This window comes from Rhodococcus sp. NPDC076796, assembly GCF_040702765.1.
In the GTDB taxonomy this organism is placed as follows: domain Bacteria; phylum Actinomycetota; class Actinomycetes; order Mycobacteriales; family Mycobacteriaceae; genus Rhodococcoides.
Window position 1 is genome coordinate 684,638 of the sequence record NZ_JBFBMS010000003.1, and the last position, 25,574, is coordinate 710,211.

A 25,574-nucleotide genomic window follows, 5' to 3' on the forward strand; every position below is an offset into this window, starting at 1 on the left:
GATCTCACGGGGACCGATGCTCAGGACACGACGGCGATGAGGTCGCCCTGCTGAATGACGTCGCCGACCGCGACGTCCACCGACGTGACCGTCCCTGCGGTCTCGGCCAGCACGGGAATTTCCATCTTCATCGATTCCAGGATCACGAGGGTGTCACCGACCTCGACGGCGTCGCCTCGGGCCACGACCACCTGAAATACCGTGGACACCATCTCCGCACGAACGTCCTCGGACACCGGCGAACCCCTCTCTCACGTCACCACGAACTGCGCCGGCCACCCATCGGAGACCAGGCCCGTCACAGTAAGCCAATCACACGTGGGAGACTGTAGTGAACAAACGAGAGGAGCCCATCATGGGAAAGCGTGGACGTAAGAAGCGTGCTCGTAAGGGCAACAAGGCCAACCACGGCAAACGTCCGAACAGCTGACGGTTTGCCACAAGCCGCGAGGGGCCGAGAAGCGATTGCTTCTCGGCCCCTCGTCGTTGTGCGACCTGCGACTACTCGGAGTCGGTCTGGCGAATCAGCACGGTCCGTCGAATCTCGACGCTGAGCCGTTCGCGCAGCCCGGCCGGCGCTTGGTCTCCCCCGCATTTGCGTGAGATCAGCCGCTTGACCTTCTCTTCGATTCCGTAGGCCTCGAAGCAGGATCCACATTCGTCGATGTGCTTCTGCAGACGGGATCGGCTCGCTTCGTCGCATTCGTTGTCGAGCATCACCCACACGTCCGCGATCACGGCCGAGCAGTCGAGGCGTTCGAACTGTGCGTCGCCGTCGTCGATCCTTCCGGTGCCCGTCACTGGACTACCTCCTGCTCGTGCCGGTCGACTGCGCCGTCCCGGTTGAAACCACGCTCCCGCGCAACCCCTGCCAGCAGGCCCCGCAGTTGCTTGCGTCCGCGGTGCAGACGCGACATCACCGTGCCGATGGGAGTGCCCATGATCTCGGCGATCTCCTTGTACGGGAACCCCTCGACGTCGGCGTAGTACACAGCCATTCGAAACTCTTCGGGAAGAGACTGCAGCGCGGCCTTGATGTCGTCGTCCGGCAGCGCGTCCAGGGCCTCGACCTCGGCCGAACGCAGCCCCGTGGACGTGTGTTCGGCGGTGGCGGCGAGCTGCCAGTCACTGATCTCGTCGGTCGGGTACTGCGCGGGCTGACGCTGCTTCTTGCGGTAGGAGTTGATGTAGGTGTTGGTGAGAATTCGGTACAGCCACGCCTTGAGGTTCGTGCCCTCACGGAACGACCGGAAAGCCGAGTAGGCCTTCACGAACGTCTCCTGAACCAGATCCTCGGCGTCGGCGGGGTTGCGCGTCATTCGCAGAGCTGCGCCGTAGAGCTGATCGAGCATCGGCAACGCGTCGCGCTCGAAGCGCTCGGTCAACTGTGCCTCGGTCTCGGCAGCTCTGCGCTCCGCGATCGCCTTCTCGTCGTCCACGTCAGCGACGGGATTGCTGGCTTCTGTCACGCTGATCCCTTCGATAGCTTCCACCGCCCAGGCTACCGCGCCCGAAGTCGACTTCTGCGAAGAGATCACCCCCTTCAGCGCGAGGGGACGTCCCGCGGTCAGCACTGCCATTCGTCTTTCCTTCCGCCTGCATCCGTATCTGTTGTTGCACAACACACCGTCGTGCCGCGGTGTTCCCGCGCGGTCGCTAGAGTCCGGTGAATGGCTGCGTCCACACCCGCTCTCGCGCTGCTCATCGCACGGAAGGTGGCGCACACCGTGCATTCGTACGACCACGATGCTCGGGCGCAGTCCTACGGCGAGGAGGCGGCACAGATCCTCGTCGAGCGGCTCGGCGTTCGGCCCGACCAAGTCTTCAAGACGCTCGTCGTCGAACGAGCAGATCGCTCGCTGGCGGTGGCGATCGTCCCGGTGACGGCCATGCTCTCGCTCAAGGCCGCGGCCGCAGCACTGTCCACCAGAAAGATCACGATGGCCGACAGGGCTGCCGCCGAGCGCTCGTCCGGGTACGTCTTCGGCGGTATCTCACCACTCGGCCAACGCAAGCCCCTGCCCACCGCGATCGACGTCTCGGCTCTCGGTTTCGAGACGATCCTGTGCAGCGGGGGTCGCCGCGGACTGGAAATCGAACTCGCACCAGCCGATCTGGTGCGGCTCACAGGCGCAACATCCGCGCCCATCGCCGCGCACTGACAGCGAATGAGAGAAGATGGACGGGTGAGCAATTGGACAGCCCCCGCCGCCGTCGCACCCGTCGACGCGACAGTCACTCTGCCCGGATCGAAATCGATCACCAATCGCGCACTGATCATCGCCTCGCTCGCCACCGGCTCGTCGACGATCACCGGTGCCCTGCGCAGCCGTGACACCGATCTCATGATCGACGCCCTGGCAACCTTGGGAATCGAGATCATCGCCGCGGACGACGACAGGACGGCGTTGCGCGTGACTCCGGCACCGCTGCACGGAGGAGCCGTGGAGTGCGGTCTGGCGGGTACCGTCATGCGCTTCGTGCCGCCCCTGGCTGCCCTTGCCGCAGGCGAGGTGTCGTTCGACGGCGACGAGCAGGCACGTATCCGTCCACTCGACACCATTCTCGACGCTCTGCGCGCGGTGGGGGCCGAGATCGACGGCAGCGCGCTGCCGTTCACGATGCGCGGCACCGGTTCGCTGCGCGGCGGGTCGGTCGACATCGATGCCTCGGGGTCCTCACAATTCGTCTCGGGTCTGATGCTCTCCGCGGCGGCATTCGACGAGGGAATCGAAATCCACCACACCGGCAAGCCCGTTCCGTCCATGCCGCACATCGACATGACAGTGGACATGTTGCGGCGTGCGGGCGTCCGAGTCGACACTCCCGAGTCCGGCGGCGACGCGAACACCTGGCGGGTTCATCCCGGGCCGGTCGCGCCGATCGAGTGGAGCATCGAGCCGGACCTGTCCAACGCCACCCCATTCCTCGCTGCAGCGGTGGTGACGAAAGGCCGAGTGCGCGTGCCGAATTGGCCCGAATCGACCACTCAGCCCGGCGATGTCTTCCGCGAGATACTCACCCGGATGGGCGCTCGAGTCGACCTGACCGCAGGCGTCTTGACCGTCGAGGGCCCCGATACGTTGCGCGGCATCGACTTCGATCTCCACGACGTCGGCGAATTGACCCCGACGGTCGCGGCGCTCGCCGCACTGGCCGAGGGGCCGTCGATTCTGCGTGGCATCGCCCACCTGCGTGGCCACGAGACCGACCGACTCGCCGCACTGACAACCGAGATCGTTCGACTCGGCGGACGCGCAGTCGAGACCGACGACGGCATTCGCATCGATCCGGCACCGCTGCACGCAGGCGTCTGGCATTCCTACGCAGACCACCGGATGGCCACCGCAGGCGCGATCGTCGGACTGCGGGTACCCGGGGTCGAGGTGGACGACATCGGCACCACCGCCAAGACACTCCCCGGTTTCGAGATGCTCTGGGACGCAATGCTGTCCGCATCGACACCGAGCGGGGTCGGCTCCTGACCGCGCGCCGGTACGACGAGTCCGACGTTCGGATCCGACCGGGCAAGAGTTCGCGTCCACGAACCAAGACTCGACCCGAACACAACGACGCCGAAGCAGGCATGGTGGTGTCCGTCGACCGCGGCCGATGGGGTTGTGTGCTCGACGGTGACCCGGCACGGCCGGTCGTGACGATGCGTGCCCGCGAGCTGGGCCGAACTCCGATCGTGGTGGGAGACGAGGTCGGAATCGTCGGAGATCTGTCCGGCAAGGTCGACACCCTGGCCCGAATAGTGCGCGTGGCCGAGCGGCGGACGGTGTTGCGTCGCACCGCGGACGACACCGACCCGTTCGAACGTGTGGTGGTGGCCAACGCCGACCGGCTGCTCATCGTCGCGGCGCTCGCAGACCCTCCTCCTCGCACCGGCTTCGTCGAGCGAGCACTCGTGGCCGCTTACGTCGGCGGACTCGAACCCGTTCTGTGCCTGACCAAGAGCGATCTCGCCGCCCCCGAGGAGTTCACTGCGGCCTTCGCCGATCTGGACGTCCCGGTGGTGCTAGCGGGCCAATCCGAGGACCTCACGGAGCTGACCGCGATGCTGACGAACTCGGTGACCGCGTTGATCGGTCACTCGGGCGTCGGAAAGTCCACGCTCGTCAACCGGCTGGTGCCCGACGCCTATCGCGCCACCGGGGTGGTCTCGGGCGTCGGCAAGGGTCGTCACACCTCGACGCAGTCGGTGGCGCTACCGCTGCCCGGCGGCGGCTGGGTGGTCGACACTCCCGGTATCCGGTCGTTCGGACTGGCACACATCTCCCCCGAGAACGTCGTCGCAGCGTTCTCCGATCTGGCCGACACGATCGAGAACTGTCCCCGAGGATGCACCCACCTCGGCCCACCGGCAGATCCCGAGTGCGCTCTCGACGCACTCACTTCGGACGCCGGTCGACGCGTCGCGGCCGTGCGCCTGCTCCTCGAAGCCGTTCGAACGAACGAAGCCTGGTAGCAACGGACTCCGCTTCGGAATCGGTTGCCACCAGGCTCGAACTCGGCGGAGGGCTTACGCGGCCCTACCGACCAGCCTACGAATTCCCTTGCGCTTCTTCGTCTCTGCGATCGCGGTGCGCAGACCACGACGCTTGCCGGTCTCGGGATCGACGGTGAACAGGCCTGCGGGCGCGTCGGCCCACTTGCGCTCGGACGCGGTCTCGGGAGCGTCGTCGCTGGTCGCCTTCAGGTACTTGTTCGGCAGCGACAGCTTCGCGATGGTTCGCCAGGACAGGAAGTACTGGTGAACGATCGAACCGGTCGTGTACGGCAGGTCGTACTTCTCCGCCAGTTCCAGCACTCGCACCTTGATCTCCCGCAGACGGTTGCTGGGGAGGTCGGGGAACAGGTGATGCTCGATCTGGTAGCAGAGGTTGCCACTCATGAACTCCATGACGGGACCTGCATTGAAGTTCGCGCTGCCGAGCATCTGACGCAGGTACCACTGTCCCTGAGTCTCGCCCTCCATGTCGGACTTGGTGAACTTCTCCGCACCGTCCGGGAAGTGGCCGCAGAAGATGACGGTGTTGGTCCACACATTGCGCATCATGTTGGCGACGATGTTCGCCGTCAACGTGCTCTTCCAGGCGGGACCGGTCAGCAACGGATGCAGGATGTAGTCCTTGCCGATCTGCTTGCCGACCTTCTCGAGCACCTCGCGCCGCTTCTGCTCGAATTCCTCACGCGGCACTCGACCCTTGGCGACCTTGCCCAGTTCGAGGTGCTGAAGCGCCACTCCGTACTCGAAGAACAGCTGCAGCAACAGGTTGTAGACGGGGTTGCCGATATTGAAGGGCTTCCACCGCTGATCGCGTGTGACGCGCAGCAGACCGTAGCCGACGTCGTCGTCCATGCCGAGCACGTTGGTGTACTTGTGGTGGATGTAGTTGTGCGTCTGCTTCCAGTGAGCCGACGGCCCCGTGTTGTCCCACTCCCACGACGTGGAGTGGATCTCCGGGTCGTTCATCCAGTCCCACTGGCCGTGCATGACGTTGTGGCCGAGCTCCATGTTCTCGATGATCTTCGCGACCCCGAGCATGGCGGTGCCGACGAGCCACGCCGGACGACGGCGGCTGGCGAAGAGCACGGCCCGGCCACCGATGTCGAGAGAGCGCTGCAGGCGGATCGTGTTCTTGACGTACCGGGCGTCGCGTTCACCGCGGGACGCTTCGATGTCACGCCGGATGGAGTCGAGCTCGTGGCCCAACGCCTCGATGTCGGCATCGGTCAGATGCGCGTATTCTTTGACGTCCGTAATCGCCATGGGAAGCAACCTCCTGGCAGTCGTGAACACACAGCTCGCGTATCAGGCCATGTGCAATTCCGTCACCTACCGTATCGTAACTTACGGTTCCGTAGGTTACGGGCGGAAATCTGTGTGACGATTCACAACCGAACGCGGTCGCCCGAACGACGAAGAGCCTTTGCCTGACGCTTGGCTTCCTTCTTGGCATTGCGCAAGCTCACGCGCGCCTCCTGCATCGCCGAACGCAGTCCTCGACGCTGCCCGGTGAGCGGATCGATCCGAAGCGCATGAACAGCAGGCGAATCGCCGACGCGCCATCGCCGCTCCGAGGACGTCTCGGGAGCGTTGTCGGACGTGGCCCGCAACCACGAGTCGGGCAGCGACAGCTTGTGGATGGTTCGCAGCGCCAGCAGGTACTGCTTGCCGAGCGACCCCGTGGTGTACGGCAGGTCGTACTTCTCGCACAGAGCGTGCACCTTCTCGGCGATTTCCGAGTACCTGTTGCTCGGCAGATCCGGGAACATGTGGTGCTCGATCTGGTAGCAGAGGTTGCCGCTCATGAACGCCATGACCGGACCGGCTTCGAAGTTGGCACTGCCCAGCATCTGACGCAGGTACCACTCGGGTCGTGTCTCGGTCTCGAACTGCCCGATCGTGAACTTCTCTGCCCCGTCGGGGAAATGACCGCAAAAGATCACCGCGTACGCCCACAGGTTCCGGACGAGGTTGGCCGTCGCGTTGGCCGTCAACGTGGACTTCCACGCCGGGCCGGACAGTGCCGGGAACAGGACGAAATCCTTGCCGACCTGCTTGGCGATCTTGCGCGCGAAGGCGCGGCTGGCCGGAGACTTCAGCAGACCCTTCTCGTCCTCGCCGTCCAGCTGCTTCTGCGCGTCGTAGTCGTGCAGCGCGATGCCCCACTCGAAGGTGGTGGCCAGCACGATGTTGGCGAGCGGCTGAACGAGGTTGATCGGCTTCCACGGCTCGTCGCGGGTCATCCGCAGGATGCCGAAGCCGATGTCGTCGTCCATGCCGACGATGTTGGTGTACGTGTGGTGCGAGTAGTTGTGAGCGCGCTTCCACTGCTCCGACGGTCCGGTCTGATCCCACTCCCACGACGTGGAATGAATTTCCGGATCGTTCATCCAGTCCCACTGCCCGTGCATCACATTGTGGCCGAGCTCCATGTTCTCGATGATCTTGGCGACACTGAGCATCGCCGTGCCTGCGATCCAGGCCGGCCGATACTTGCTGCCGAGCAGCACCGCACGGCCACCGAGCTCGAGCAGCCGCTGCAGCCTGATGGTCCGACGGATGTAGGCGGCATCGCGCTCGCCGCGGCTGTCTTCGACGTCTCGACGAATCGCATCCAGTTCACGACCGAACGCTTCCATGTCCGCTTCGCTGAGATGAGCGAACTCTTTGATGTCGGTGATGGCCACCGGGTCCTCCAACAGTTGAGTGCAGTGCCCGAAATATCGGGTTTCGACGTGGGCAACCTACGTAAGCGTAACCGAACAGCCTGAGAAGGCAGTGTGCGAAAAACAGACCTACAGTTCCAATGTGCAGTCGCCCGCAGCTGCGGAAATACACGTCTGGACGCGGTCGCCCTCGCTGTGTTCCTTACCGGAACGCAAGTCGATGACATGTCCTGCTGTCAACGGCACCACACACGTCTGGCAGATACCCATCCGGCAACCGAACGGCATCTGAACGCCGACGTTCTCGCCGGCTTCGAGCAGACTGGTCGCGCCGTCGACGGTGGTCTTCTTGTCCGACCTGGAGAACGTGACGGTGCCGCCGGCACCGGAGGTGTCGGCGCGCGAGATCTCGAACCGCTCCAGATGAAGCCTGTCCTCGATTCCCTCGCGCTTCCAGGTCTTCTCGATTTCTTCGAGCAGTGCTGCCGGCCCGCACGCCCAGGTGTCGCGCGTGCGCCAGTCGGGATAGAGCTCGTCGAGAGAGGCGAGTGCGAACTTGCCGTCCGATCGCGTCAACTGCACGTGCGAGGTGAAGTTGGGATGGGACTTCTCCAGCGCGGCGATCTCGGCGGCGAACATGACTTCGTCCTCGGTGGGTGCCGAGTGGATGTGCACGGTGTCGGGCATGTCGCCGTGCCGATCCAATGCCCGCAGCATCGAGATGATCGGCGTGATGCCGCTGCCTGCCGTGACGAACAAGATCTTGTTCGGCGGCGGCACGGGCAGCGCGAAATTGCCCTTCGGGGCGGCCAGCCGAACGATGGTTCCCTGAGGCACACCGCCGACGAGGTGCGAGGAGAGGAAGCCTTCCGGCATCGCCTTGACGGTGATGGAGATCAGCTTGTCTTCCCAGTTCGGTGGGGAGGTCAACGAGTAGGACCGCCAGTGCCATCGCCCGCCGAGGTGCAATCCGATCCCGATGTACTGGCCGGGCCGGTAGTCGAAGTTGAAGCCCCAACCCGGCTGGATCACCAGGGTCACCGCCGTGGCGGTCTCCTTCTCCACCCGCACGATCCGGCCACGGAGTTCGCGTGCCGACCAGAGAGGATTCGCCAGGTGCAGGTAGTCGTCGGGCAACAAGGGAGTGGTGATGCGGGTGAAGGCACCACGCACCATGTTCAGCCTGGGACGCTTGGGGGCCGATATACCGGCCGCCGGAGCCTCCAGCCACTTCTTCAGATCCATCGGGTGTTCCATCCCCTCGATCGAGATACTGAACCGCTTGCGGTCATCGAGGTTACGCTACCGTAGGTTCGGGTCCGGGAACACCTGTGCCGGTGTCGATAGTGCGCGAACGAACACCGCGGAGCTACAGCAGTTCGAGCAGAAACGACAATTCTTGCGGGGCGTACCACGCGAGCGTGTGATCCTCGGCGTCTCCGAGCACGAACTCCGCGTCCACGTCACCCATGTCCGCGGCATCGACAGCGGCAACGGCCTTCGCGACCGCCGATTCGGCCCCTTCGAGATCGACATGGACCGATGCGACCTGATCCATCCGCAACGGTTCCTTGAGCCGGACTACGGCATCGTCCAGATCGGGGCGCAGAGTGGGATCGTCCACATCGGCCGCGATCACCGCCCGCCGGTACACCACCCCTTCGGCGACCGTCCCGGTGTCGGTCTCGTCGTCGACTGCAGCAGCGATCAGACGCAGAGAGGCCCGAGCGGCCTCCCCCATCGCCACCTCGGAGAGCTCCTCGTCGTCGCCGGACGAGTACGCCTCACGCAGCGTCGGTGTCACCGCGAAGGCCGTGCGCGAGACCGGGCTGAACTCGCCCTCTGCCGACAACACTTTCAAGAACTCCAGCGTCGCCGGAACGTAGACACGCATTGCAGAAGACCTCACACTCTCGATTCGTTGCTGGCGTCGACCAACTCTTCCAGCGCCTCGTGCAGAAGCGCCGTGACGACGTCCACGTCCGGCATGGCACCTCGATCGGCATTGAGCCCGAAGAACACGTAGCCGTCGTAGGACGTCAACCCGATGCTCATCGCCTGGTTCTCGAACAGCGGCGACACCGGATACATCTCGAGCATGCGCGCACCGCCCACGTACAGCGGGAACTGGGGTCCTGGTGCGTTGGTGACGATCAGATTGAACACCCGCTGAGAGAGCCGACTGCCCGCTCGCGCACCCATCGCGTGCAGGCTCGCCGGGGCGAATCCGGAGATGCGCATCAGTGTCTGTGCAGTGACTCCGCGACTCTGTTTGGCGTGCGCCTCGGTGGCGTGCGCAATGTGCGAGAGCCGCACCACGGCATTCGATTCACCGACGGGCAGGTCGACCAGAAACGACGAGACCTCGCTGCGATCTTCCTCGGCCGGCTCGACCGGCCGGTCGGCCGCATCTCCGAAACCGACCCGATCGGCCGACACGTACACCGACATGGGGACCATGGCCCGCACCGTCGAGGAGGCCGTCACGGGCTCGCCCCGAGAGAGCAACCAATTGCGCAGTGCCCCGGTGACGACAGCGAGCACCACGTCGTTGATCGAGCAGTCGAACCTGTTGTGAATTCTGCGGTAGTCGGCGAGCTCGGTCTTGGCCACCGCGAATCTGCGGTTTCGCGAGATCGGGGCGTTCAGCGGACTCGACGGTGCACTCTGGGTCGCGGTGCGCAGCACCGCCGCGACCTTCGCTGCGGCCCGCAAGGCTTCACCCGCGACACCGGCAGCCCCGTGGACCGCGCCGCGCAGAGCCTCGACGCTCTCCCCCGGACGTACCACCAACTCGGTCAGCGCATCGATGACCAACGCCGAATCCTTGGGCTCGCGCGCAGGCATCCAGAGTTCCTCGGCCATCGGCGGTGGATTCTTGCTCGCATCCAGGATGACCTGACCGATGTCGAGCGCGTGTTCGCCGTCGACCAGCGCCGAGTGGGACTTGGTGAAGACGGCGAAGCGATTCTTCGACAACCCCTCGACCAGGTACATCTCCCACAGCGGCCGAGTGCGATCGAGTGGGCGCGAGGTCAGCCGCGCGATCAGATCGTGCAACTGATCGTCCGAACCCGGCTTGGGTAGTGCCGATCGCCGGATGTGGTAGGTGATGTCGAAATCCGCGTCGTCGACCCACACCGGCCGAGCCAGACCGAAGGCGACCTCACGCACCTTCTGCCGGTACCGGGGAACCAATGCCAACCGCTGCTCGACCAACGACAGCAGTCGGTCGTAGCTGAATCCACTGCGCGGAGTCCGGAAGATGGCGAGCGACCCGAGGTGCATAGGGCTGCTACTGGCCTCGAGAAAGTAGAACGACGCATCCTGCGCTGTCAGCCTGGTCGCCATCGCGTGTTCCAGTCCCCGTCCTCGCGTGAAGTACGCGCCGATTCCTGTGGCCGAGCGCGCAGTGTGCTCGAACCTAGAGTACGTGGCGGACATTTGTCGGTCTCGGGGTCGGTCGAGGACCGTGTCGCGGGCCGATCCAGAGTGCGGACGGGAACCGAACGCGCTCTCGGACCGTCAATGTCGGTGTGAGCGTCATCGAATCGAACGACCCGCCGGACATCACGGACACGTCGGACACGGGCCCGCGACTCCGCGCCGAACATCATTGCTTTCTCTCGCGTGCCGCACCGTTCGAGCCGCCGCTCAGCTCCGGCGCCGTGCACACGTGGGACCCGGCGGCAGCCACCGAACCGCGGCCGGCCCGACACCGACCATCCGTACGCAGCAGCCGTTCTCGACCACGCGTCGAGCCTCCCGGCCGGCCACCGGTGCCCGTCGATGCACGTTCGAGTGCCGACCGCGCGATGCGCATGATGATCGAGGTGATCGATCGACGACGCAGCGCAGACCAGCTGGCGCCGTTGTTCACTGCGTCGATGATCGATCTGGTGCGGACCATAGTGCGGAACCCGCCGCCGGGCAGACGACTCGGATTCGCAGCAGTGCGACGAGTCCATGTTGCGTATCAGTCGGATGTCTCGGCGGAGATCTTCGGCTCCTACACCCGCGGCCCGCGCACGTTCGCGTTCGCAGGCCGAATCGAGCTGGCGATCGACCCGCGCCGCCCCGGGTGGACGGTCACGTCGCTGCGAGTGGGGTGAGGGCCGCGTCGCCCAGTGGCGACGCGGCCGTCGTGCACTACCTCTTGCGCTTGGAGCGAGCTGCCTTCTTGGGTGCCTTGCTCTGAGTCCTCGCTGCTTCGCGACGCTCGCGGCGGGTGCCCTCGGCGGCGGACTCGCTGCCGGACGGAGACGAGCCGGAGCGGCGAACGGCAGTGCCACCGCCCTCGGCCGGACCGGAGAAGGTCAGTCTCTGCTCTTCCTGCTCGTCGAGACCCTTCGCCCGCAGAGCCGAGGGCACTGCAGGAGCGGAAGGTACCGGAGCCGTCGGTGCCGGAGCCGTCGGTGCGGGTGCCGTCGGCGCGGGTGCTGCGGCGGGTGTCGCTGCCGGGCGGCCGGAGCCCACCGGAGAGGACAGTCCCGGAGCCACGGCGAGACCCGCCGAGGCCGCAGGTCCTGTCGGAGCCGGCGTCGCCTCGACCTGCAGGTTGAACAGGAATCCGACCGACTCCTCCTTCAGGCCGTCGAGCATGCCCTGGAACATGTCGTAGCCCTCACGCTGGTATTCGACCAGCGGGTCGCGCTGCGCCATCGCACGCAGGCCGATGCCTTCCTTGAGGTAATCCATCTCGTAGAGGTGCTCACGCCACTTGCGATCGAGTACCGACAGCAGCACTCGGCGCTCGAGTTCGCGCATCCCGTTCTCGCCGGCGATACCGTCGATCTCGGCCTCGCGGGTGGCGTACGCAGATCGCGCGTCCTCGAGCAACGCCTCACGCAATTCGTCGCGGCTCAGGTCGCCCTTCTCGCCGTCCTCGTTCTCACCGGCGAGCACCTTGTGGTCGACTCCCACCGGGTAGAGAGTCTTCAGCGCGGTCCAGAGCTGTTCCAGATCCCAGTCCTCGACGTAGCCCTCGCCGGTGGCACCGTCGACGTAGGCGGTGATCACGTCGGTGATCATGCCCTCGACCTGGCCCTCCATATCGGCACCTTCGAGGATGCGGCGGCGCTCCTCGTAGATGACGGTGCGCTGCTGGTTCATCACCTCGTCGTACTTGAGAACGTTCTTGCGGATCTCGAAGTTCTGCTGCTCGACCTGCGTCTGAGCACTCTTGATGGCCTTGGACACCATCTTGGCTTCGATCGGGACGTCGTCGGGCAGGTTGAGCCGGGTCATGATCGACTCGAGTGCGCCGCCGTTGAATCGACGCATCAACTCGTCGCCGAGCGAGAGGTAGAAACGCGATTCGCCCGGATCTCCCTGACGACCGGAGCGGCCTCGAAGCTGGTTGTCGATACGGCGCGAATCGTGCCGCTCGGTACCGAGGACGTACAGCCCACCGGCCTCGCGCACGGTATCGGCGTCGGCCTTGACCTGTGCCTTGACCTCTTCGAGCGCGGGCTCCCAGGCGGTCTCGTACTCCTCGGGGGTCTCGACCGGATCCAAGCCCTGCTTGCGCAGCTTCAGGTCGGCGAGGATGTCCGGGTTGCCGCCCAGCACGACGTCGGTGCCACGACCGGCCATGTTGGTCGCCACGGTCACCGCGCCCTGCCGACCCGCCTCGGCGATGATCGTCGCCTCCTGCTCGTGGAACTTCGCGTTCAACACGTTGTGCGCGACGCCGCGCTTGGTGAACTGCTTCGACAGGTACTCCGAGCGCTCGACGCTCGTCGTGCCGATGAGGACCGGCTGGCCCTTCCCGTGCCGCTCGACGACGTCGTCGACGACGGCGTCGAACTTGGCCTCTTCCGTCTTGTAGATCAGGTCGCCGTTGTCCACTCGGACCATCGGACGGTTCGTCGGAATCGGAATGACGCCGAGGCCGTAGATCTGGTGGAGCTCGGCGGCCTCGGTCTCGGCGGTACCCGTCATGCCCGAGAGCTTGTCGTAGAGGCGGAAGTAGTTCTGCAGAGTGATCGTGGCCAGAGTCTGATTCTCGGCCTTGATCTCCACCTTTTCCTTGGCCTCGATCGCCTGGTGCATGCCCTCGTTGTAGCGGCGTCCCACCAGGATGCGGCCGGTGAACTCGTCGACGATGATGACCTCACCGTCGCGGACGATGTAGTCCTTGTCCTTCGTGTAGAGCTCTTTGGCCTTGATCGCGTTGTTGAGGTAGTTCACCAGCGGCGAGTTGGCGGCCTCGTACAGGTTGTCGATGCCGAGCTGATCCTCGACCAGTTCGACGCCTGCCTCGTGCACACCGATGGTCCGCTTGCGGATGTCGACCTCGTAGTGGGTGTCGACCTTGAGCATGGGCGCGATACGGGCGAACTCTCCGTACCACTTGCTCGACGCGTCGGCCGGTCCCGAGATGATCAGCGGCGTGCGGGCCTCGTCGATGAGGATCGAGTCGACCTCGTCGACGACGGCGAAGTTGTGGCCGCGCTGGACGAGGTCGTCGAGCGAGTGCGTCATGTTGTCGCGCAGGTAGTCGAAACCGAACTCGTTGTTGGTGCCGTAGGTGATGTCCGCGGCATACGCGGCGCGGCGTTCCACCGGGGTCATGCCGGAGAGGATCACGTCGACCGAGAGACCGAGGAAACGGTGGACGCGGCCCATCCACTCCGAGTCGCGCCTGGCGAGGTAGTCGTTGACCGTCACCACGTGCACACCCTCGCCGGAGATGGCGTTGAGGTAGGCGGGGAGAACACACGTCAGTGTCTTGCCCTCACCGGTCTTCATCTCGGCGATGTTGCCGAAGTGCAGGGCGGCACCGCCCATCACCTGAACGTCGAAGTGTCGCTGCGACAGCACTCGCCAGGACGCCTCACGGGCCACGGCGAAGGCCTCGGGCAGGAGCTGATCCAGGGTCTCGCCTGCGGAGTACCTCTCCTTGAACTCCGCGGTCTTGCCGCGCAGTTCGTCATCGGAGAGGCTCTCGACGTCCGGAGACAGGGTCGAGACGTGGTCGGCGATGCTCTTGAGCCGCTTGACCATGCGACCTTCACCGACACGGAGCAGCTTGGAAAACGACAGCGACGGCACGGGCTTTCTCGTCCTCGATCCTCGGTTCACGGGTACTGGTACGAACAACACTGCATACTGCACGAGCTCACGGGTCGTCACCACGACTTCTGCGCGGCGGGTAACCCGAACGCGTCCATGGTAGGCGGTGTCGCTGCGAACCCGGCAGCCCGACTATCGGTCGTCGGAGATCGCCGGTCGGCCATTCGGACAACACCGACACAGCACTGCAGGCTCGACGTGGGGATCGAGTCTCCGGTGTCGAGCCTGCAGCGGTGCAAAGATTTCACGGACGGCGAACGTGTCGAGCCGTCCCGGGCGGTCCGGTCAGGTGAGTCTGATCAAGCCGTAATCGAAGGCGTGCCGTCGGTACACAACCGAGGGGCGATCGCTTGCGCTGTCGTGGAACAAGAAGAAATCGTGACCGACGAGTTCCATTTCGTACAGTGCGTCGTCCACGCTCATCGGTGCGGCCGAGTGGATCTTCGTTCGCACGATGTGCCCGGGACCGCTCTTGTCGTCCTCGAACGAGTCGAGTTTCGTCTCGGGATCGAGTGCCAGCGTGTCGTCCTCGGCGAGTTCGGCAGTGGCCTCGGCAACGGACACGGGCCTCTTCTCGCCGTAGTGGACCTTGCGACGGTCCTTGGTGCGCCGGAGCCTGCTCTCGAGTTTCGACGTCACCGCTTCGAGTGCGGCATAGAAACTGTCGGCACACGCTTCGGCTCGAACGACCGGGCCCTTGCCCTTCGCGGTGATCTCCACGCGTTGACATGCCTTGGCCTGGCGGCGATTTCGTTCGTGCTGCAGTTCGACGTCGAACAGGTAGATGGAGGGATCGAAGCGCTCGAGGCGAGCCAATTTCTCGGAGACGTATATCCGGAAATGATCCGGTATCTCGACGTTGCGGCCCTTGACCACGACGTCCGCATTGCTCTTGGCGGGTTCTTCCGAGGGCTTCTCGTCGAAGAAAACCGAGGCTTGTGAAGGGGTCGTCACGCGTACCTCCCGATATCGGCCACGCCCACTGTTGGACGTGGCAAGTGTGCATGCCGAATGGGGAACCTTCCGGCATCTCGAGTCCGGGGCATCACCTCATATCTGGTCCAGTCGGTGCGTGTCCGCGACGTTAGTCGGTCATCGACTCGTGTGCCACCGTTCACCCCGAATTGGTTGTCGGCGTGTCCCCCTTCCTTTCCGTCACGCACTGGCCACAACCAGCGCGCCGGCCACCGGCACTCCGAAATCGGTTAGCACTCTTGCCGATTCGGCCAACGTCGCGCCGGTGGTGACGACGTCGTCGATCAGCAGAACGGTGAAGTCCGCCGACCCCGTCACACGTGCGCCTGCTCGCGGACCAGCCACCCCGACGGCCTCGATCCGGCCCGCCACGTTGTGCTGGCGTTGCCCGGCCGACAGTCCGACCGAATCGCGGACTCCGCCGGTCATGCGGAGCAACTCGGGAACGAGCACTCGCTCCGGTGCCAACTGTTCGGCAGCGATTCGAGCGCATCGCAGAACGGGATCACCCCCGCGAGCGCGGGCCGCACGAGCCCGAGAGGGCGCGCAGATCAGAATCAGCGAACTCAGCTCGGGTGGATCGATCTCACCCGCGTCGCGAAGATGTCCGACGGCCTCGGCGAGCGCTCGCCCGAAAGGCCGGGCCACCGACCGTCGACCTCGCTCCTTCAGGGCGATCACACCACTGCGGCGCGGCCCGCTGTAGGTACCCAGGGACCAGCACGGCACACCGGGATCGACTCGTGGTCGAACGGCGATGGGCGGGACGAACAGGGCCAGGGAACACACCGTGCACCAGTGCTCCCCCGGCACACCGCACCCGGCGCATTCGAGGGGCAGAACCAGATCGAGGAGCGTCCGCATGGATGCAGAGTCTGCCCGGGCCCACCGACAGACATCCCCGGCCGACGTCAGCCGGGCAGAATCGGCACTGCTTTGACTCCGGCCAATCCGGTGACCTCGCGCCAGTACCGGTCGCCGACCGGATCGGCATTGTTGAGGGCGAACACGGCCCGTGCATCGGCCACGTACTCCGTTTCCGGCGAGGCATCGACCGCCAGCACCGGAGTGGTCAGATTGCGTGAGGGCAGCGGATCCATCCGGGATCCGTCGACGGTCACCTGGACCACCGGTGTGTCGGTGGCGACCCGCGCGATCACGATGGTGTCGCCGGTACTCCAGTCCAAACTCGTGGCGTCGCTACCGAGTCCGATGGCCACGGCCCTGGGCTCGGTCAGGGAGTACACGCCCGAGGGCTCGCGCACCACCGTCGCCACGTACACGACGCCGTCGACGATGAGCGCCGCTCGCACTCCGTCTCGGGCAAGTCGCAGTTCGGTGATCCGGTTGCCGAGTGTCGTGACGGCGGTGGCCTCGACCGGTATCACCGATACCTGACCGGTGGAAGGATCGCGGGCGGCGCGGATGACGTTGGTGCCGTCGATCACCGCCCACGCCGCGTTGTCGTCGGCCCCCCACGTGGGCCGCGTGATCGATTGCCCCTCCGCTACGGGGAACGCGCCGCCGTCGTAGCTGCCGACCATGAGCGTGCTCGACGGCGCAGGGGAAGGCCGTCCGGTGTCCGCGACGCCTGCCACGAGTGTGCCGTCGTTGGACAGCGCCACCGAGCGCAGGTTGCGGGCCTGCCCGAAGTACCCGGGAGCGGGAGTGGTCTCCGCCTCGTCGACGCGAAGCAATGTGCCGGACGCCAGTGCATGCAGTCCGACACTGTCGTCGGTGCTGCCCAGCGGATCGAACGAGTCGACGCCTGCGGTCGTCCACCCGTCGGGCTTGGTGGTGTCGATGGGTTGGCCGTCGGCGAGCAACACGTACGGCCCTGCCACCTCGGCCGAGGCGAGGGTCCAGATCACCTGAGCAGCAAGCAGTTCGCGGTCGCGGTCACCCTTGTTCTGCAGGCCGCCGAAGTCGATCTTGATGCCACCGAGCCCCACCCCCACCTGCGCGGTCTGACCGTCGGCCTTGGTGATGGGCCCGCGAATGCTCACATCCTCGGACAGTTCGTTGCTCACCGCGGCCGACAGCGCCGACTTGGGGCCGTCGATGAGCAGCTGCACGAGTTGGTTGGCGAGTTGGTCCTGCGATCCGCTGGTCCACCGGACATCGGGCACGAGCACGCCACCGAGCGGATCGACGAAGTAGAGCGATCGCTGCTGATAGGTGTTCAGAAACGCGGATCGATCGATGACGACGCCGGGCGGCAATTTCGAGATGCGCCACTGCCCGTCCACTCGCGCCATCTCGATCGCGGCGTCGAAGGTGTCCGAGCCGGCCTGGTATTCGCCGCCGGAGGCCAGCATTCCGGCCGTCGCCGAGCGGATCGTGAACTGCGCGGTGTCGGAGGTACGCGGTCCGGACAGGGTGTCGATCCGGTCCGCGACAACGGTGCGTGCGCCGTCGTCCCAGGTTCCCGACGCCTCCTCGGTGAGAAACTGGCGGGCGGCCTGGTGCCGGTTGGCCGAGACGGCGCTGGCCTCGAAGAAGTCGTCCAACAAGCGATCGGGCTCGCGTCCCGGCTCGGGAGCCGGAGCACTGGTGGGCACGGCACCGGCGGTCAAGGTGCCGATGGCCTGGGGGCTGGACGACTCGGGAAGGCTCGCGCATCCGCCGACGAGGGCGACGACGAGCGCGCACATCGCCAGCACGCGGGTGCTGCGACGAAACGAGAAGGTCACGTCGCAGGCTCCGACGCGGATGTCCTCGGCGCGGATGTCTTGGGGGCGGTTATCGCGGGAATCGGTTGTCCTTGTGCGAATTTCTTGGTGCTGGGCTTGAGGGGCAGTGGGGATCCGATCACCTTGTGCCCGCGCACGAGCGGCAGGGTGAGTCGGAAGCATGCGCCTTCGCCTACTGCTCCCCACGCTTCGAGCTTACCGTCGTGCAGGCGGGCGTCCTCGACGCTGATCGCCAGCCCCAGGCCGGTGCCGCCGGATCGCCTGACGCGGGAGGGATCCGAGCGCCAGAACCGGTTGAACACCAGCTTCTCTTCTCCTGGTCGCAGACCGACCCCCTGATCGCGCACCACGAATGCTGCCGCATCGGCGTCCGAGCGCAGCCGCAGCAGGACCGGCTTGCCTTCGCCGTGGTCGAGTGCGTTGGCCAGCAGATTGCGCAGAATCCGTTCCACCCGTCGGGGGTCGACCTCGGCGACCACTGCGGTCTCGGGCATGTCGACGATCACTTCGGTACCGGTCTCGCGCGCCAGGTGCCGCACGGTCGACACGGCCGCTCGCGCGCACATGCGCAGGTCGAGCTGCTCGGCGGCCAGTTCGGCGACGCCCGCATCGTGACGGCTGATCTCGAGCAGGTCGCCGAGCAGGGTCTCGAACCGATCGAGCTCGTTGACCAGCAGCTCCGAGGATCTCTTGAGTGCGGGCTCGAGGTCGTCGCTGGCGTCGTGGATGAGGTCTGCGGCCATCCGCACGGTGGTGAGCGGGGTGCGCAGTTCGTGGCTGACGTCGGAGGTGAATCGGCGCTGCAGGTTACCGAATTCTTCGAGCTGGGTGATCTGCTTGGAGAGGCTCTCGGCCATCTCGTTGAACGACATCGCGAGTCTGGCCATGTCGTCCTCGCCGCGGACCGGCATGCGCTCCTTGAGCCTGCCGTCGGCGAACCGCACCGCGATTCTCGACGCCGAACGGATGGGCAGGACCACCTGACGTGCGACGAGCATCGCAATCGCCGCGAGCAGTACCAGCAGCACCACCGCGCCGATGAACAACGTGCCGCGCACCAGAGAGAGCGTGCGATCCTCGCTGGCCAACGGGAAGATGAGATAGAGCTGCAGAGCCGAGATGTCGGATCCGGTGGGAGATCCCATGATCAGCGCAGAGCCGGTATATCCGCCGTCACTGTCGGTGACCGTCGCATACTGCGAACTGATCAAGCCCTTCTTGACGAAGTCGCGCAGGCTGTTCGGGATCTGATCGACCGGACCGACCGAGGCCTCCGCGCGGGTGGCGTCGCCTTCGACGATCAGGACCGGGTCGAACGATCCCGCCGACCCGGTGGTCGACGCGGCGTCCAGGTCCTGATTGGTCAGTGCTGCTCTGGCTCGTTCGAGGCGCGTCGCGAGCCCGCTCGAATCGTCGGCTCCGGCCAGGTTGCCCTCGACGGTGGTCCGCGAACGGTCGAGTTCCTCGGTGGCGGCGGACAGCTTCGCTTCGAGTAGTCGATCGGTGATCTGACTGGTCAACACCACCCCGAGGATGAGGATAACCACCAAGGACAGCGTCAACGTCGACACGACGACGCGTAGCTGTAGTGATCGACGCCAGGCATGGCCCAGCGACGTACTCAGCGAACGAAACCAACGCAGCACGGGAGAGAACTTGCCGTTGATTCGCCGCCGAGAATGGGAGAAACGGATCACGGCGGTCCGGCCTTGTAGCCGACCCCCCTCACGGTCAACACCACCTCGGGGTTCTCCGGATCCTTCTCGACCTTGGCGCGCAGGCGCTGCACGTGCACGTTGACCAGTCGGGTGTCGGCCGCGTGGCGGTAGCCCCAGACCTGTTCGAGCAACACCTCTCGGGTGAACACCTGTCGCGGCTTGCGCGCCAATGCCACGAGCAGATCGAACTCGAGTGGGGTGAGGGAAACGAGTTCGTCGCCGCGACTGACCTTGTGGGCCGGAACGTCGATGACGATGTCTGCGATGGACAGCAGTTCGGCCGGTTCGTCCTCGGTCCTGCGCAGGCGCGCGCGCACCCGAGCGACCAGTTCCTTCGGCTTGAAGGGCTTCATGATGTAGTCGTCCGCACCGGACTCGAGACCCAGGACGACGTCGACGGTGTCGGTCTTGGCCGTCAGCATGACGATCGGCACGCCCGAGTCGGCTCGCAGCACGCGGCAGACGTCGATGCCGTTCATGCCGGGAAGCATCAGATCGAGCAGCACCAGGTCCGGCCGGTTCTCGCGCACAGCAGCCAGTGCTTGAGTGCCGTCGCCGACCACGAAGGGCTCGAATCCCTCACCGCGCAACACGATGGTGAGCATCTCCGCCAGAGCCGAATCGTCGTCCACAACCAGAATCCGAGGCTTCATGGTCCTATGGTGTCACTTTCCGAACGCCTGATGGCTGATTGAACATGTCGGCGGCGAGTCGATCGGGATCGACGTCGGCGCTGACGACTCGCCACGGCGACACCCAGTGCGAGGCAGCGAGGCTGCCGTACGCAGCCGAGGTTCGGTTCTGCAGCGAACTGTCACGTTCGTAGGCATCCCTGGTGCGAGCGGCGTCCGCACTCTCACGGGCCGCAGCCCGCTCGGCGGCCAGCGCCACCGGGACGTCGAGGAGAATTTGGACGTCGGGAACAGGTACTACGAATCGGTCGAATTCGAGCGACCTGATCCATTCGACGGCCTCGCCGTCGGCGGACTGCTCGAGCCGAGCGGCGGTGTAGGCCGCATTGGATGCCACATACCGATCGAGCAGAACGATATCGTTGTCCGCGAGCAACTTTCGGATCTCGTCGCCCGCGTCCCGGCGATCGAGCGCGAACAACAGGGCCATCGCGTGCACGCTGCCCGCGGTGTCACCGTGTTCGCCGTGCAACGCCTCCGCCGCCAGATCGGCATGGATCGACCGGTCGTACCGGGGAAACCCGATGCGCTCGACCGACAGGCCGTCACCTTCCCACGCCGAAACGAGCCGACGGGCGAGCGTGTTCTTGCCCGCTCCGTCGACTCCTTCGATGACGAACAGTTTTCCCACTGCCGGACCGGTCCTTCGGTCAGTAGCGGTAGTGCTCGGGCTTGTACGGGCCCTCGACGTCGACGCCGATGTACTCGGCCTGCTCCTTGGTGAGCTTGGTGATCGAGCCACCGAGCGCCTCGACGTGGATGCGTGCGACCTTCTCGTCGAGGTGCTTGGGCAGGCGGTAGACCTCGTTGTCGTACTCGTCGGGCTTGGTCCACAGTTCGATCTGAGCGATGACCTGGTTGGAGAAGCTGTTGCTCATCACGAACGACGGGTGGCCCGTTGCATTGCCGAGATTGAGCAAGCGGCCCTCGGACAGCACGATGATCGAGTGCCCGTCCTTGAACTGGTACTCGTCGACCTGCGGCTTGATGTTGATCCGCGTGACATCGGGGGCCTTCTCCAGCCCGGCCATGTCGATCTCGTTGTCGAAGTGGCCGATGTTGCCCAGGATTGCCTGGTGCTTCATCTTGCGCATGTGCTCGAACGTGATGATCGACAGGTTGCCCGTCGAGGTGATCACGATGTCGGCCTGCTCGATGAACTCCTCGACCGTGCGTACGTCGAAGCCGTCCATGAGCGCCTGCAGCGCGTTGATCGGGTCGGCCTCGGTGACGGTCACCCGTGCGCCCTGGCCCTTGAGCGCCTCGGCACAGCCCTTGCCCACGTCGCCGTAGCCACAGACCAGCACGGCCTTGCCACCGATGAGGACGTCGGTGCCGCGGTTGATGCCGTCGATCAGCGAGTGCCGGGTGCCGTACTTGTTGTCGAACTTGCTCTTGGTGACCGAGTCGTTGACGTTGATGGCGGGGAACGTGAGCTCTCCCGCGGACGCGAACTGGTAGAGCCGGAGCACGCCGGTGGTGGTCTCCTCGGTGACGCCCTGCACGGACTCGGCCACCTGCGTCCACTTGGACTTCGATGCCTCGAGCGAGCGACGAAGCAGGCCGAGGAACACCTTGTACTCGTCCGAATCGTGATCGTCGTCGGTCGGCGGGACGACGCCTGCCTTCTCGAACTGCGCGCCGCGCAGTACCAGCATCGTGGCGTCGCCACCGTCGTCGAGGATCATGTTGGCGGGCTGCTCGGGCCAGGTGAGCATCTGCTCGGCCGCCCACCAGTACTCTTCGAGGCTTTCGCCCTTCCAGGCGAACACCGGGACGCCCTTGGGCTCCTCGACGGTGCCGTACGGGCCGACGACGACGGCCGCTGCTGCGTGATCCTGGGTGGAGAAGATGTTGCACGACGCCCAACGAACTTCGGCTCCGAGTGCAACCAAGGTCTCGATCAGCACGGCTGTCTGCACGGTCATGTGCAGCGATCCCGAAACCCGTGCTCCCTTGAGCGGCTGAACGTCGGCGTATTCGCGACGCAGCGCGATCAAGCCGGGCATCTCGTGTTCGGCGAGTCGGATTTCCTTGCGGCCGAATTCCGCGAGCGACAGGTCTGCGACCTTGAAGTCGATTCCACCGCGGTGATCCACGGTGAGTGCCGATCCTGACGTAACTGAGGTCGTCATCTTGCCTCTCCTGTTGACTGAGTATCTGTGGTCCAGGCTATCGGGTCCGCGCGGCGGCACCCCCGGCTGCCCGAGCGTGCAGGAGTGGAACCGACGAAACGACCGATTGTCGAGAACCCGCTCTATCCGTTTCGTCCGGCTCGCGCCAGGATTCGTTCCCTTTTGCGGGGCAGGATGTTCGCGCGGGTGATATCTCCCTGGTAATGCGCCGATACCCGCGGATCCATCACCCGACGCCACAGCGGCGGAATTGCGGCGAGCATCACCATCGACGCGTAGCCGGCGGGCAGCTGCGGAGCCTCGTCGCAGGAGAGCAGGGTCTGATAGCGCTTGCCCGGATTGGCGTGGTGGTCGCTGTGTCGCTGCAGGTGGTACAGAAAGATATTGGTGCAGATCCTGTCGCTGTTCCAGCTGTGGCGGGGCGAGCACCGAACGTATCTGCCTCGATCGTTCGTTTCGCGGAGCAGGGCGTAGTGCTCCACGTAGTTCACCATCTCGAGCAGGACGAATCCGACGACGGCCTGCAGCAGCAGGTACGGCGCGATGGACCAGCCGAACACGATCAGCAGCGCGCCGAACAGCACGACACTGAGCAGCCACGTGTGCAGCAGGGCATTGGTCGGGCTCGCGACCGAGCGGCCCTTGCGGCGAAGTCGCTGCGCCTCGAGCTTCCACGCGGAGGCGAGTCCCAAGACGGTACTGCGCGGCACGAACGTCCAGACGCTCTCGCCGAGTCGTGCGCTCGCGGGGTCGTCGGGCGTCGCCACTCGGACGTGGTGTCCGCGATTGTGTTCGACGAAGAAGTGCCCGTACAGCGTCTGGGACAGGGCGATCTTGGCCAACCACCGCTCGTGTTGCTCGATGCGATGGCCCAGTTCGTGAGCGGCATTGATACCGGTGCCTGCCACCAGGCCCACCGTCACCGCGAGGCCGATCTTGTCCACCACGTTCAGCTCGCCGTACGCCCACATCCAGCATGCGACGAAGAGTCCGACGAACTGAACGGGCAGGAAGAGGTATGTGCACCACCGGTAGTACCGATCGTTCTGCAGCTTTTCGCTGGCCGAGGCATCCGGGTTGTGCCCGTCCTCGCCTGCGATCAGATCGATCACCGGAATGATCACGAAAAACACCAGCACGCCGCTCCACCAGAACAGCGGCATGCCCGTCCAGTAGACCAACTGCGACGGCAGTAGCGCCGACGCCGGGGCCAACAGCCCCAGCATCCACAGATAACGTTTGTTGTCCTGCCAGCGAACCGACCGTTCACTGGCCTTCGAATCCCGCCCCCCGAAAGCGACACCCGAACCCTCCATCGAAGGAATTCGGCCGTCCACACTCACTGTTGCAACACCCTCTCATCGAACTTTTTGAGTCCTCCAAGTCTGTTTTCGAGGGTATAACATTCCAGCGGTTTGATGTGACGCTATCTAAAGTCAGCCGGAAGTCCCTGCTCAGGACGTAACTCGGCGCTTACGCGTCGCCGATGCCGGGTCAGTGCTCCGACTTTTCGACACGAACTTTTTCGGCTTCCCGCATTCCCATCACCGAGTGCCGTCTGCTGTACACGACGTAGATGACGACACCGGCGGCCATCCAGACCAGGAAACGCAGCCATGTTTCGACCGACAGGTTCAGCATCAACCACAGGCACGCGAGGACCGCGAGAATCGGCACCAGCGGAACCCACGGAACGCGGAAACCACGCTGGAGGTCGGGGCGAGTTCTGCGCAGTACGAGAACCCCGGCCGAGACCAGCACGAACGCGAACAGCGTACCGATGTTCACCATTTCCTCGAGCGTGCCGAGCGGAACGAAAGCGGCGAGCAGGCCGACGATGACACCGACGAGAATCGTCGTCCGAACCGGCGTGCCCTTCTTTCCGGTGCGCGCCAATGCCCGCGGCACCAGCCCGTCTCGCGACATCGCGAAGAGCACCCGGGTCTGCCCGAGCATCAACACCATCACCACGGTCGTCAGACCGGCGAGTGCGCCGAACGAGATGATGTTCTTGGCCCAGGTCAACCCGTTCAGCTCGAATGCCGTCGCCAGCGTGGAGCTGTCACCGGCCAGATCGGTGTACTTGACCATCCCGGTCAGAACCAGCGTGACGGCCACGTACAGCACGGTGACGATCGCGAGCGATCCGAGGATTCCGCGTGGGAGCGCCTTCTGCGGTTCCTTGGTCTCTTCGGCGGTCGTTGCCACCACGTCGAATCCGATGAAAGCGAAGAACACCAGAGACGCCGCGGCCAGCAGTCCGTACCAACCGAACGTGCTGCCTCCCGCACCAGTGACGAACGAGAGCAGAGACTGATGCAGCCCCTCGCCCGTCGAGCCCGGTTCCGACGACGGAATGTAGGGGTCGTAGTTGGCGACCTTGATGTAGAAGGCTCCGAGCACGACGACGAACAGAACGACGATCACCTTGATGGCGGTGATGACCAACGACACCCGTGAGGACAATTTGGTTCCCGATGCGATGAGCACCGTCAGCACCACCACGATCAGCAGTGCACCCCAATCGAAGTTCAGTGAGCCGATCTCGAGCACCGGGGCGGCCGTACCGAGCAGATCGCCCAGATAGAGCGACCACGCCTTCGCTACCACGGCTGCTGCGAGGCCGAACTCGAGGATGAGATCCCATCCGATGATCCAGGCGATGAACTCACCGAACGCCGCGTACGAGAACGTGTACGCGCTTCCTGCCACGGGCACGGTGGACGCGAACTCCGCATAACACAGCGCCGCGAGGCCACAGGCGATCGCCGCGAGCACGAAGGCCAACGACACTGCCGGCCCCGCAACGTTTCCGGCGGTCCGCGCGGTCAGGGTGAAGATGCCTGCACCGACGGCCACGGCGACGCCGAACACGGTCAGATCCCAGGATCCGAGTTCCTTCCGAAGTTTCGTGTCCGGTTCGTCGGTGTCCTGGATCGACTGCTCGATCGATTTGGTCCGGAACCAACCCGTCGTGCGTGGGGTCTTCGCGGGCCGGTCTGCTCTGGTCATCGGGTCTCCGTATCGCCACTTCACATCTACCGACGGATCACCGAACACATCCGTCACTTCGATTCACTGTGGCATCAGACTATTGCCTCCGGA

General features: G+C 65.0%; 22 protein-coding genes. 4 read left to right on the forward strand and 18 right to left on the reverse strand.

From position 1 onward, the window contains the following. Positions 1-20: 20 nt before the first annotated feature. The 3 genes from AB0366_RS13455 to AB0366_RS13465 all read right to left on the reverse strand — a co-directional run bounded on the left by AB0366_RS13455 (position 21) and on the right by AB0366_RS13465 (position 1,580). Positions 21-236, reverse strand: a complete 216-nt coding sequence (locus AB0366_RS13455) for a biotin/lipoyl-binding carrier protein (protein ID WP_008717734.1) — start codon at positions 234-236, stop codon at positions 21-23. Between the two features lie 265 nt (positions 237-501). Continuing rightward, on the reverse strand, positions 502-783 hold the full coding sequence (gene rsrA, locus AB0366_RS13460; RefSeq protein WP_121872525.1) for a mycothiol system anti-sigma-R factor: 282 nt from the start codon (positions 781-783) through the stop codon (positions 502-504). Between the two features lie 14 nt (positions 784-797). Further along, positions 798-1,580 (reverse strand): sigma-70 family RNA polymerase sigma factor, encoded by a 783-nt coding sequence (locus tag AB0366_RS13465; RefSeq protein ID WP_094642309.1) that lies wholly within the window; start codon positions 1,578-1,580, stop codon positions 798-800. Positions 1,581-1,670: 90 nt separating this feature from the next. On the opposite strand from AB0366_RS13465, the gene ybaK reads away from it, so the two are divergent. The 3 genes from ybaK to rsgA are packed head-to-tail and all read left to right on the forward strand — an operon-like array spanning position 1,671 to position 4,471. Beyond that, positions 1,671-2,162: a Cys-tRNA(Pro) deacylase gene (ybaK, locus tag AB0366_RS13470; protein ID WP_366244318.1), complete on the forward strand. Its 492-nt coding sequence runs from the start codon at positions 1,671-1,673 to the stop codon at positions 2,160-2,162. Positions 2,163-2,168: 6 nt separating this feature from the next. After that, positions 2,169-3,485, forward strand: coding sequence for a 3-phosphoshikimate 1-carboxyvinyltransferase (gene aroA, locus AB0366_RS13475; protein ID WP_366244320.1), 1,317 nt, complete (start codon positions 2,169-2,171; stop codon positions 3,483-3,485). After that, a complete protein-coding gene (gene rsgA / locus AB0366_RS13480; protein ID WP_183130193.1) occupies positions 3,437-4,471 on the forward strand; it encodes a ribosome small subunit-dependent GTPase A in 1,035 nt (344 codons plus the stop codon). The genes aroA and rsgA overlap by 49 nt, the downstream gene beginning before the upstream one ends. Positions 4,472-4,525: 54 nt before the next feature. On the opposite strand, the gene AB0366_RS13485 is transcribed toward rsgA, so the two are convergent. The 5 genes from AB0366_RS13485 to AB0366_RS13505 all read right to left on the reverse strand — a co-directional run bounded on the left by AB0366_RS13485 (position 4,526) and on the right by AB0366_RS13505 (position 10,530). Beyond that, on the reverse strand, positions 4,526-5,776 hold the full coding sequence (locus tag AB0366_RS13485) for a fatty acid desaturase (protein ID WP_037189901.1): 1,251 nt from the start codon (positions 5,774-5,776) through the stop codon (positions 4,526-4,528). Between the two features lie 122 nt (positions 5,777-5,898). After that, positions 5,899-7,200 (reverse strand): fatty acid desaturase, encoded by a 1,302-nt coding sequence (locus AB0366_RS13490; RefSeq protein WP_121872527.1) that lies wholly within the window; start codon positions 7,198-7,200, stop codon positions 5,899-5,901. A gap of 108 nt (positions 7,201-7,308) precedes the next feature. Then, on the reverse strand, positions 7,309-8,424 hold the full coding sequence (locus tag AB0366_RS13495) for a ferredoxin reductase (protein ID WP_366244321.1): 1,116 nt from the start codon (positions 8,422-8,424) through the stop codon (positions 7,309-7,311). A gap of 124 nt (positions 8,425-8,548) precedes the next feature. Further along, positions 8,549-9,073: a hypothetical protein gene (locus AB0366_RS13500; protein ID WP_094614262.1), complete on the reverse strand. Its 525-nt coding sequence runs from the start codon at positions 9,071-9,073 to the stop codon at positions 8,549-8,551. A gap of 11 nt (positions 9,074-9,084) precedes the next feature. After that, positions 9,085-10,530: a wax ester/triacylglycerol synthase family O-acyltransferase gene (locus AB0366_RS13505; RefSeq protein WP_121872529.1), complete on the reverse strand. Its 1,446-nt coding sequence runs from the start codon at positions 10,528-10,530 to the stop codon at positions 9,085-9,087. A 185-nt stretch (positions 10,531-10,715) separates the two neighbouring features. Here AB0366_RS13505 and AB0366_RS13510 point away from each other — a divergent pair, with 185 nt between their 5' ends. Next, complete coding sequence (locus AB0366_RS13510; protein ID WP_366244322.1) at positions 10,716-11,291, forward strand: Rv3235 family protein; 576 nt, start codon at positions 10,716-10,718, stop codon at positions 11,289-11,291. Between the two features lie 37 nt (positions 11,292-11,328). Here the strand turns inward: AB0366_RS13510 and secA are convergent, their stop codons facing one another. The 10 genes from secA to AB0366_RS13560 form a co-directional block, all read right to left on the reverse strand. After that, entirely contained in the window at positions 11,329-14,235 is a 2,907-nt protein-coding gene (secA, locus tag AB0366_RS13515; protein ID WP_366244323.1) for a preprotein translocase subunit SecA, read from the reverse strand. Positions 14,236-14,541: 306 nt separating this feature from the next. Then, complete coding sequence (raiA, locus tag AB0366_RS13520; protein ID WP_366244324.1) at positions 14,542-15,210, reverse strand: ribosome-associated translation inhibitor RaiA; 669 nt, start codon at positions 15,208-15,210, stop codon at positions 14,542-14,544. 201 nt (positions 15,211-15,411) lie between these two features. Then, the gene (locus AB0366_RS13525) at positions 15,412-16,095 is read right to left on the reverse strand and encodes a ComF family protein (protein WP_121870286.1); all 684 of its coding nucleotides are present in this window, start codon (positions 16,093-16,095) and stop codon (positions 15,412-15,414) included. A gap of 47 nt (positions 16,096-16,142) precedes the next feature. Continuing rightward, positions 16,143-17,885, reverse strand: a complete 1,743-nt coding sequence (gene lpqB, locus AB0366_RS13530) for an MtrAB system accessory lipoprotein LpqB (protein WP_128646473.1) — start codon at positions 17,883-17,885, stop codon at positions 16,143-16,145. Positions 17,886-17,920: 35 nt separating this feature from the next. Next, on the reverse strand, positions 17,921-19,621 hold the full coding sequence (mtrB, locus tag AB0366_RS13535) for an MtrAB system histidine kinase MtrB (RefSeq protein ID WP_121870287.1): 1,701 nt from the start codon (positions 19,619-19,621) through the stop codon (positions 17,921-17,923). Further along, positions 19,618-20,295, reverse strand: coding sequence for an MtrAB system response regulator MtrA (gene mtrA / locus AB0366_RS13540; protein ID WP_027496508.1), 678 nt, complete (start codon positions 20,293-20,295; stop codon positions 19,618-19,620). The genes mtrB and mtrA overlap by 4 nt, the downstream gene beginning before the upstream one ends. 4 nt (positions 20,296-20,299) lie before the next feature. Then, positions 20,300-20,965, reverse strand: coding sequence for a dTMP kinase (locus tag AB0366_RS13545; protein WP_366244325.1), 666 nt, complete (start codon positions 20,963-20,965; stop codon positions 20,300-20,302). A gap of 19 nt (positions 20,966-20,984) precedes the next feature. Continuing rightward, entirely contained in the window at positions 20,985-22,469 is a 1,485-nt protein-coding gene (gene ahcY, locus AB0366_RS13550) for an adenosylhomocysteinase (RefSeq protein WP_366244326.1), read from the reverse strand. A 122-nt stretch (positions 22,470-22,591) separates the two neighbouring features. Next, positions 22,592-23,695, reverse strand: coding sequence for an alkane 1-monooxygenase (locus AB0366_RS13555; protein ID WP_366244453.1), 1,104 nt, complete (start codon positions 23,693-23,695; stop codon positions 22,592-22,594). Between the two features lie 268 nt (positions 23,696-23,963). Next, positions 23,964-25,481, reverse strand: a complete 1,518-nt coding sequence (locus AB0366_RS13560; RefSeq protein ID WP_366244327.1) for an amino acid permease — start codon at positions 25,479-25,481, stop codon at positions 23,964-23,966. Positions 25,482-25,574: the final 93 nt, after the last annotated feature.

What these genes read in the sequence shown, in the direction of transcription:
- AB0366_RS13560 (WP_366244327.1), bottom strand. Translation starts at nt 25,481, where the DNA reads ATGACCAGAGCAGACCGGCCCGCGAAGACCCCACGCACGACGGGTTGG.
- ahcY (WP_366244326.1), bottom strand. Translation starts at nt 22,469, where the DNA reads ATGACGACCTCAGTTACGTCAGGATCGGCACTCACCGTGGATCACCGC.
- AB0366_RS13525 (WP_121870286.1), bottom strand. Translation starts at nt 16,095, where the DNA reads ATGCGGACGCTCCTCGATCTGGTTCTGCCCCTCGAATGCGCCGGGTGC.
- mtrA (WP_027496508.1), bottom strand. Translation starts at nt 20,295, where the DNA reads ATGAAGCCTCGGATTCTGGTTGTGGACGACGATTCGGCTCTGGCGGAG.
- lpqB (WP_128646473.1), bottom strand. Translation starts at nt 17,885, where the DNA reads ATGTGCGCGCTCGTCGTCGCCCTCGTCGGCGGATGCGCGAGCCTTCCC.
- aroA (WP_366244320.1), top strand. Translation starts at nt 2,169, where the DNA reads ATGAGAGAAGATGGACGGGTGAGCAATTGGACAGCCCCCGCCGCCGTC.
- ybaK (WP_366244318.1), top strand. Translation starts at nt 1,671, where the DNA reads ATGGCTGCGTCCACACCCGCTCTCGCGCTGCTCATCGCACGGAAGGTG.
- AB0366_RS13485 (WP_037189901.1), bottom strand. Translation starts at nt 5,776, where the DNA reads ATGGCGATTACGGACGTCAAAGAATACGCGCATCTGACCGATGCCGAC.
- AB0366_RS13505 (WP_121872529.1), bottom strand. Translation starts at nt 10,530, where the DNA reads ATGGCGACCAGGCTGACAGCGCAGGATGCGTCGTTCTACTTTCTCGAG.
- AB0366_RS13555 (WP_366244453.1), bottom strand. Translation starts at nt 23,695, where the DNA reads ATGCTGGGGCTGTTGGCCCCGGCGTCGGCGCTACTGCCGTCGCAGTTG.
- AB0366_RS13495 (WP_366244321.1), bottom strand. Translation starts at nt 8,424, where the DNA reads ATGGATCTGAAGAAGTGGCTGGAGGCTCCGGCGGCCGGTATATCGGCC.
- AB0366_RS13465 (WP_094642309.1), bottom strand. Translation starts at nt 1,580, where the DNA reads ATGGCAGTGCTGACCGCGGGACGTCCCCTCGCGCTGAAGGGGGTGATC.
- AB0366_RS13500 (WP_094614262.1), bottom strand. Translation starts at nt 9,073, where the DNA reads ATGCGTGTCTACGTTCCGGCGACGCTGGAGTTCTTGAAAGTGTTGTCG.